Below are 6,327 nucleotides of genomic sequence, written 5' to 3' on the forward strand. Positions count from 1 at the left end.
CGCCGAGACCGCCGCCGCCCGCCAGGCCCAGGCCACCCAGCCCGATGCCGGACTCCAGATGCTGGCCGGCCCCGGCCTCGCCGCCTGGCTGCCCCGCGGCGAGGCGATGCGCGAACGCATGGCGACCGAAGCCCGCCTGGCCGAAGCCGCCGCCGAAGAAGCCCGCCGCGCGGTGACCCAGGCGCGGACCAACGAACGGGTGGTGGAACTGGCCCGGGAAGCGCGCGAAGCCGAGGAAGAAAAACGCCTGGGGCGGAAGACGCAGGCAGCCTTGGATGAGATGGCTTCTCGGAAGAAAAATCCAGGGTAAGGCCAGGGGAATGAATTCCCCTGGACCCCTTCTTTTTTCTGATCACCGGCCGTTTGCTGACCAGCACTTCAACAAAATCGACACCCGGGCATCATGGCGGGACGCCGCTCGCCGACAGGTCGCGCTGCGGCTGGGCCGTTTCACGTCCCGTCCCCACGTGGACACGGCAGTCTGACAGAAAAAAGATGGGGGTTCGGGGGAATTCATTCCCCCGACCTACCCGACCCTTTGCTTCAGGCTGCCCTGTTCCCCTTCATCCGCCACACGAGAGCGATGATCTCCGCCACCGCCTGGAAGTGTTCCGCCGGGATCTGGGCGCCGTCGTCGAGCTTGTACAGGGCGCGTGCCAGGGGGGGGCTTGGGATGATGGGGATGCCGTGCTTGTCGGCTTCGGCGCGGATGCGCATGGCCAGCGCGTCGACGCCGCGGGCGACGATGCGGGGTGCGGCGTCGACGCCGCGGACATAGGCCAGGGCGACCGAGTAGTGGGTCGGGTTGGTGACGATCACCGTCGCCTTCGGCACTTCGGCCATCATGCGCTTGCGGCTGCGGCTGCGGGCGATCTGCTTGCGGCGGGCGCGGAAATGCGGGTCGCCCTCGCTTTCCTTCATCTCGTCCTTCACCTCCTGCAGCGTCATCCGCATCGACTTCATGTGCTTGAAGTGGACGATGGCGAAATCGGCGAAGGCGACGACGGCGAAGGCGGCCACCGCATAGCTCAGCAGCCTGGTGATCAGGCTGAGCGCGAGGCCCGCCAGCTCCTCGGGCGGGCTGGCCAGGGTGCCGGGCAGCAGCGCCAGCACGTCGCCGGAGACCCACCACATGGCCAGGCCGCAGGCCAGCAGCTTGATCAGGGCGCGGCCGAGCTCCATCAGCCCCTGCGGGCCGAACAGGCGCTTGATGCCGGTGTGGGGACTGATCTTGCTGGGCTTCGGCACCAGCGCCTTGGCGTTGATCAGGCCGCGCGTCTGCACCAGCGTGGCGATGACGCCGGCGGCGGCGGCGAGGCCCGCGCAGCCGAAGACCAGGGGCGCGGCGCGGCTCAGCAGGTCGGGCGCGGCGGCTTCCCATTGCAGGGTGTGGGTCTGGCTGAACAGCCCGCGGCAGGCCTCGACCAGCTGGCGGCCGAGCGAGGGGCCGAGGAAGGACAGGGCCACCGCGCCGCCGCAGAGGCTGGCCAGCTGCACCGCCTCGCGGCCGAGCGGGACCTGCCCGCCTTCGCGCGCGCGGCGCAGCCGTTGTTCGGAGGGGTCGTGTGTGCGGTCTTCGGCATCCGCCTCGCTGCTGCCGCCCTGCTCGGCCATGGCTCAGCCGAGCCCGGGCAGCAGCATGAAGGCGGCGCGGGCGGCCTCGGCCCAATGCGCCAGCAGCGCGGGCAGGATCAGCGCCAGCAGGGCGACGCCGGCCAGGGTCTGGGCCGGGGCGGCCAGGATATAGACCTGGGCCTGGGGGGCGACGCGCGCCAGCAGGCCGCTGCCCATCTGCAGCAGCAGCGAGAGCAGCAGCAGCGGCGCGGAGAGGCGCAGCGCCAGGGTGAAGCTGGCGGCGGTGGCGGCGGCGACCATCTCGGCGGCGCCGCCGAGGGCCAGCGGGCCGCCGGCCGGCAGCACCTCGTAGCTTTCGGCCAGCGCCCGCAGCGGGATGGCGTAGAGGCCGGTGGTCAGCACCAGCACGGTGCCGGCCATGCCGAGGAAGCGGCCGATGGCGGTGCCGCCCGAGCCCACGGTCGGGTCCGGCGTCAGCACGCTGGCCAGGCCGATGAAGAAGCCGATGGTCTGGCCGGCGATGGTCAGCGCGAAGACCATCAGCCGCGCCAGCCAGCCGAGCCACAGGCCGATGGCCAGCTCGGTGCCGACCAGCTGCAGGGTGGCGGCGATGGTCTCGGGCTCGCGCGGCAGCACTGCCTCCAGCCCGGGCAGCAGCAGGGCGACGACGGCCAGGGCGAGGGCCAGGCGGATGCTGGACGAGACCTCGGTCTCGCCGATGCCGGGCAGCACCATGCCGCAGGCGCCGACGCGGCACATCACCAGCACCGCCTGGAAGGCCAGGTGCGGCAGCGCCTCGAGGAATTCCGCGGCGTTCACCGCACCCCGCCGAGCGCCACGATCTGGTCGAACAGCCCCTCGGTGAAGCCGCGCATCACGGCGATCGCCGCCGAGCTGCCGAACATCAGCGCCAGGCCCAGGGCCAGCATCTTGGGGACGAAGGCGAGCGCCGCCTCCTGCACCTGGGTCAGCGCCTGCAGGATGGCGACCGCCAGGCCGACGACCAGCAGGATGCCCAGCAGCGGGCCGCCGATCATCAGGCAGGTCCACAGCGCCTGCTGCCCTGCCACGGCGATGGCATCGCTTTCCATCTCGACCGCCTCCTGCGGCAATGACGGCCGGATCTTCCGGCCCCTGGGCACTGCGGTGGATCGGGGGTGCCGCTCAGAGCGGCATGCGCATCACTTCCTGGTAGGCGGCGACGACGCGGTCGCGCAGCGCCACCGTCGTCTGCAGGGCGAGCTCGGCGCGGGAGACGGCGAGCACCACGTCGGTCACGCCGACGGTGCCGTTGATCGCGCCGGTGGAGGCGGTGTCGGCGGCGCGGGTGGTGTCGACGACATTGTTGACCGCGCGCTCCAGCATGGCGCCGAAGCTGCCGCCGGCGCCGCCGAGGCCACCCATGGCGCCGCCCAGGGCGCCACCGGTCGCGCCGGTGCTGCTGCTCTCGCTGCCGCTGCCGATCTGGGCGGCGGCGCGATAGGCGTTGAAGGCGGCGGAGCCGGTCAGCGGGGACGTGCTCATCCGCGCAGCGCCTCGATGGTCCGCAGCAGCATGGAGCGGGTGGTCTCGAGCACGGAGAGGTTGGCGCTGTAGCTGCGCTGCGCCTCGCGCATGTCCATCATCTCGACCATGCTGTCGACATTGGGCGTGCGGACATAGCCGCGGGCATCGGCGGCCGGGTGGGCCGGCTCGTAATGCTCGGGGAACTCGCCCTGCTGGGTGCCGACGCGGCTGGCCTGCACCGTCGAGACGCCGAGGGCGCGGTCGAGATGGTTGGTGAAGGTCACCGTCTTGCGGCGATAGGGGTCGGCCCCCGGGCTCTGCCCGGTGGTGTCCTGGTTGGCCATGTTCTCGGCCGTCACGCGAAGCCGCGTCGACTGCGCGGCCATGCCGGCGGCGGAGACGCTGAGGGCGCGATCGAGATCCATCGAATTCCCCTAAGGAGACTGGAAGATCAGCCGTTGCGGCCGAGGGCGCTGCGGAACAGGCCGACCCAGCTGCGATGCAGGCCGAGCGCCAGGGAATGCGCCTGGTCGGTCTCGGCGACCTTCAGCGCCTGCTGGTCGAGCGACACGGCGTTGCCGTCGGGCTTGCGCTCGGCATTGTTGCGGTCCTTGCGGGCGCGCGGATCGGCGGTGGTCGCGAGGTGCCGCTCATCGGTGCGCGCCATCGCCGTGCCGCCGCCGCCGGCCCGCTCCAGCGCCTGGGCGAAGGGGGCGAGGTCCTGCGGCTGGTAGCCGGGCGAATTGGCATTGGCGATGTTCTGCGCCAGCACGCGCTGGCGCTGGTCCAGCCAGTGGAGCTTCTGGCCGGCAAGGGCGAGAGGATCGGTCGAACGCTGGCTCATGCCGCCTTGTCGCCCCGGATTGCGGCCGAGATGTTAACCGCTGGTTCTGGGTGCAAGAGGACCCCGAGAAGAGCCCGGGGTGATGCGGCTAAGCCACAGCGAAAGCTGGTCTTTTAGGCGCGTGATCGTTGGAGGCTGGAACAGCCTCCGACGTTGATCACCCGCCCCTCAACGCAGCGTCTGCAGTTCCTTGGACAGCGCCCGGCTGAGCGCGACCTCCTGGCGCAGCCGCTGCAGCTCGGGCGTGCCGGCGCTGGCGGGCGGCGCGGTCAGGGTCGCGAAGGCGTCGCCCAGCGGGCCGCCGGCCATGCGCCCGCCATAGCTGTCGCGCAGCTGGGCGATGCGCGCCTCGTCGCCGGCCAGCGTCCGGAAGGCGGCCAGCCGCAGCAGCAGCTGCCGCTGCGCCGGGTTCAGCGCGGCCGGCGCCGCCGGCACCAGCGCCGCGGCATGGGCGGTCAGCGCATCGGCCGCCCCCGCCCAGTCCTGCTGCGCCGCCAGCAGGTCGGCCAGCCGCGCCGCACCCGCCGGGCCCATGTTGCGCAGCGCCACGGTCGCCTGGGTCAATTGCCCCGACAGCGCCAAGGCGCGCGCCTCGGCCATGCTGCGGCGCGGCCGGTCGCCGGGCTCCAGCGCCGCCTCGGGCAGCGCCTGGATGACGGCGAGCGCCTTCTCGCCCTCGCCGGCGGCGACCAGCAGCTCGGCCAGGCGCAGGTTGATCGGCGCCGGGCGGTCGCTCTTCAGCGCCGCCTTGCGCAGCAGCGCGGCGGCCGGGTCCCAGAGGTCGAGCGCCGCCAGCCCCTCGGCGATGCGCAGCGCCGCCGCGTCCAGCCGCGGGCCCTGCGGCAGCTGCGCCTGGCGCTGGTCGTAGAATTGCGCCGCCTCGATCACCGGGGTCTTGGGGTCGAGCAGCACGCCCAGCAGCGCCTCCGACGTCTGGCCCTGCACCCGCTCGGCGGCGTCGGGGAACAGGGTCGCGGTCTCCTCCAGCAAGGCGAGCGCGCTCTCGTGCTGGCCGGCCTGCTGGTACAGCTCGGACGAGCGCAGCCGCCGGTTCAGCTCGCGGGTGTCGCCGCGCCAGCCGGGAATGGCGGCCTCCAGCATGGCGGCGGCAGCGCCCGGGTCGAGCTTGCCGGTGGCCAGGCCCAGCTCGGCGATGCGGCCGCGGGCGCGGTCGCGGATGTCGCGATCGCGGCCCTCGGTCAGCTTCTCATAGGCGGCGAGCGCCGCGTCGTTCTCGCCTCTGGCCTCGGCCAGGCGGGTGCGGGCGAAGACATGGGCGGGCGTCTCGCCGGGGGCCTCGTCCAGCAGGGCGGCGGCGTCGCGCTGGGCGCCGGCCTCGATCAGGGCGCGGGCCACGCGCGGCACCAGCCGGTCGCGCAGCGCCTTCGGATAGGTCACCAGCAGCGGCGCGTTGCGGGCGAGCGCCGCGGCCAGCTCGGTCGACGGCGTGCCCTCCCCCAGCGCGTCGAGCCGCGCCAGCGCCTGCCAGAAGGCGGGCTCGCCGTCGCGCGGCAGGCGGGGATCGGCCAGCGGCGCCAGCGATTCCTCGCCGCGCCCGGCCATCAGCGCGCCGGCGCCGATCAGCATCAGCGCGCGCTTGTCGCCGGCGATGCGCGGATCGTCCTCGGTGGCGAGCTGGGCCAGGGCCTGGGCCTCGGCGCCGAGGCCGAGCGCCAGCAGCACCTGCGCCAGGTCGAGGCGCAGCGCCGCGCGGGACTGCGGCGGCGCGTTCATCAGCTGGGCGAAGAGGTCGCGGCGGCGTTGCAGCAGCTCGGCCGGCGGCCGGTCCGGCAGGTCGAGCACGCGGGCCATCTGCGCCCCCACCTCGCCCAGATGGCCGGGGATCGGGCCGATGGCCAGCGTGCCGCGCGAGGCCAGCGGCACCGCGAAGCCCTCGCGCACCGTGCGCAGCGCGACCGAGGGGTCGCGGATCGCCAGCGCCACGCCATGATCGGTCGGCAGCAGGTCGAAGGGAGAGAAACTCTGGCCGACCGGCAGGGCGCGGGCCGGGGCGGCGAGCAGGCCGAGCAGCAGCAGCCCGCCGGTCTCGCGGTCGGGCACGGCGACGACGCGGCCCGGCTCCTCGACGCGCAGCAGCAGGCGGGGCGCGGCGCCCTCCTCCTGGTCGACCAGGATGCGGGCCGGGCGCGGGCCGTTGGGCGGGACGATCTGCCAGATGCCGTCGGCGTCGCGGCGCAGGCCGGGGATGCCGCCGCCGGGCACCAGCGGCAGGCGCAGCACGGCGGCGCCGGGCACCTCCATCAGCTCCAGCCGGGCCAGCGCCGGCGACAGGCGGCGCAGCACGGCCAGGTCGATCGGGCGGTTGTCGTCGAAGGCGATGATCAGCGCGCCGCCGCGGGCCAGGGCGGCGGCGGCGACCGAGCGGCCAAAGGGCAGCGGGA

Annotated in this window: 8 protein-coding genes; 1 reads left to right on the forward strand and 7 read right to left on the reverse strand. The window is 73.7% G+C overall.

Annotated elements, in window-relative coordinates:
* The coding region (locus GVN67_RS27625) for a hypothetical protein (RefSeq protein ID WP_408906371.1) at window positions 1–310 on the forward strand (310 nt) is incomplete at its 5' end.
* Between the two features lie 233 nt (window positions 311–543).
* Here GVN67_RS27625 and GVN67_RS27630 read toward each other — a convergent pair.
* The 7 genes from GVN67_RS27630 to GVN67_RS27660 form a co-directional block, all read right to left on the reverse strand.
* The gene (locus GVN67_RS27630) at window positions 544–1,614 is read right to left on the reverse strand and encodes a flagellar biosynthesis protein FlhB (protein WP_160000530.1); all 1,071 of its coding nucleotides are present in this window, start codon (window positions 1,612–1,614) and stop codon (window positions 544–546) included.
* A gap of 3 nt (window positions 1,615–1,617) precedes the next feature.
* The gene (locus GVN67_RS27635) at window positions 1,618–2,394 is read right to left on the reverse strand and encodes a flagellar biosynthetic protein FliR (protein WP_160000531.1); all 777 of its coding nucleotides are present in this window, start codon (window positions 2,392–2,394) and stop codon (window positions 1,618–1,620) included.
* Window positions 2,391–2,666, reverse strand: coding sequence for a flagellar biosynthetic protein FliQ (locus GVN67_RS27640; RefSeq protein ID WP_160000532.1), 276 nt, complete (start codon window positions 2,664–2,666; stop codon window positions 2,391–2,393). Before GVN67_RS27640 ends, GVN67_RS27635 begins: the two co-directional genes overlap by 4 nt.
* A 73-nt stretch (window positions 2,667–2,739) precedes the next feature.
* On the reverse strand, window positions 2,740–3,099 hold the full coding sequence (fliE, locus tag GVN67_RS27645; RefSeq protein ID WP_160000533.1) for a flagellar hook-basal body complex protein FliE: 360 nt from the start codon (window positions 3,097–3,099) through the stop codon (window positions 2,740–2,742).
* Window positions 3,096–3,506, reverse strand: coding sequence for a flagellar basal body rod protein FlgC (gene flgC, locus GVN67_RS27650; RefSeq protein ID WP_160000534.1), 411 nt, complete (start codon window positions 3,504–3,506; stop codon window positions 3,096–3,098). Before flgC ends, fliE begins: the two co-directional genes overlap by 4 nt.
* Before the next feature lie 26 nt (window positions 3,507–3,532).
* Window positions 3,533–3,925 (reverse strand): flagellar basal body protein, encoded by a 393-nt coding sequence (locus GVN67_RS27655; protein WP_160000535.1) that lies wholly within the window; start codon window positions 3,923–3,925, stop codon window positions 3,533–3,535.
* 168 nt (window positions 3,926–4,093) lie between these two features.
* A partial coding sequence (locus tag GVN67_RS27660; protein WP_160000536.1) for a hypothetical protein occupies window positions 4,094–6,327 on the reverse strand: 2,234 nt, incomplete at its 5' end.

The sequence above is a fragment of the Roseomonas sp. 18066 genome, assembly GCF_902706185.1.
Lineage (GTDB): Bacteria > Pseudomonadota > Alphaproteobacteria > Acetobacterales > Acetobacteraceae > Pseudoroseomonas.

Coding starts and splice junctions, on each gene's coding strand:
- GVN67_RS27630 (WP_160000530.1), bottom strand. CDS start 1,614: ATGGCCGAGCAGGGCGGCAGCAGCGAGGCGGATGCCGAAGACCGCACA.
- GVN67_RS27640 (WP_160000532.1), bottom strand. CDS start 2,666: ATGGAAAGCGATGCCATCGCCGTGGCAGGGCAGCAGGCGCTGTGGACC.
- fliE (WP_160000533.1), bottom strand. CDS start 3,099: ATGAGCACGTCCCCGCTGACCGGCTCCGCCGCCTTCAACGCCTATCGC.
- flgC (WP_160000534.1), bottom strand. CDS start 3,506: ATGGATCTCGATCGCGCCCTCAGCGTCTCCGCCGCCGGCATGGCCGCG.
- GVN67_RS27655 (WP_160000535.1), bottom strand. CDS start 3,925: ATGAGCCAGCGTTCGACCGATCCTCTCGCCCTTGCCGGCCAGAAGCTC.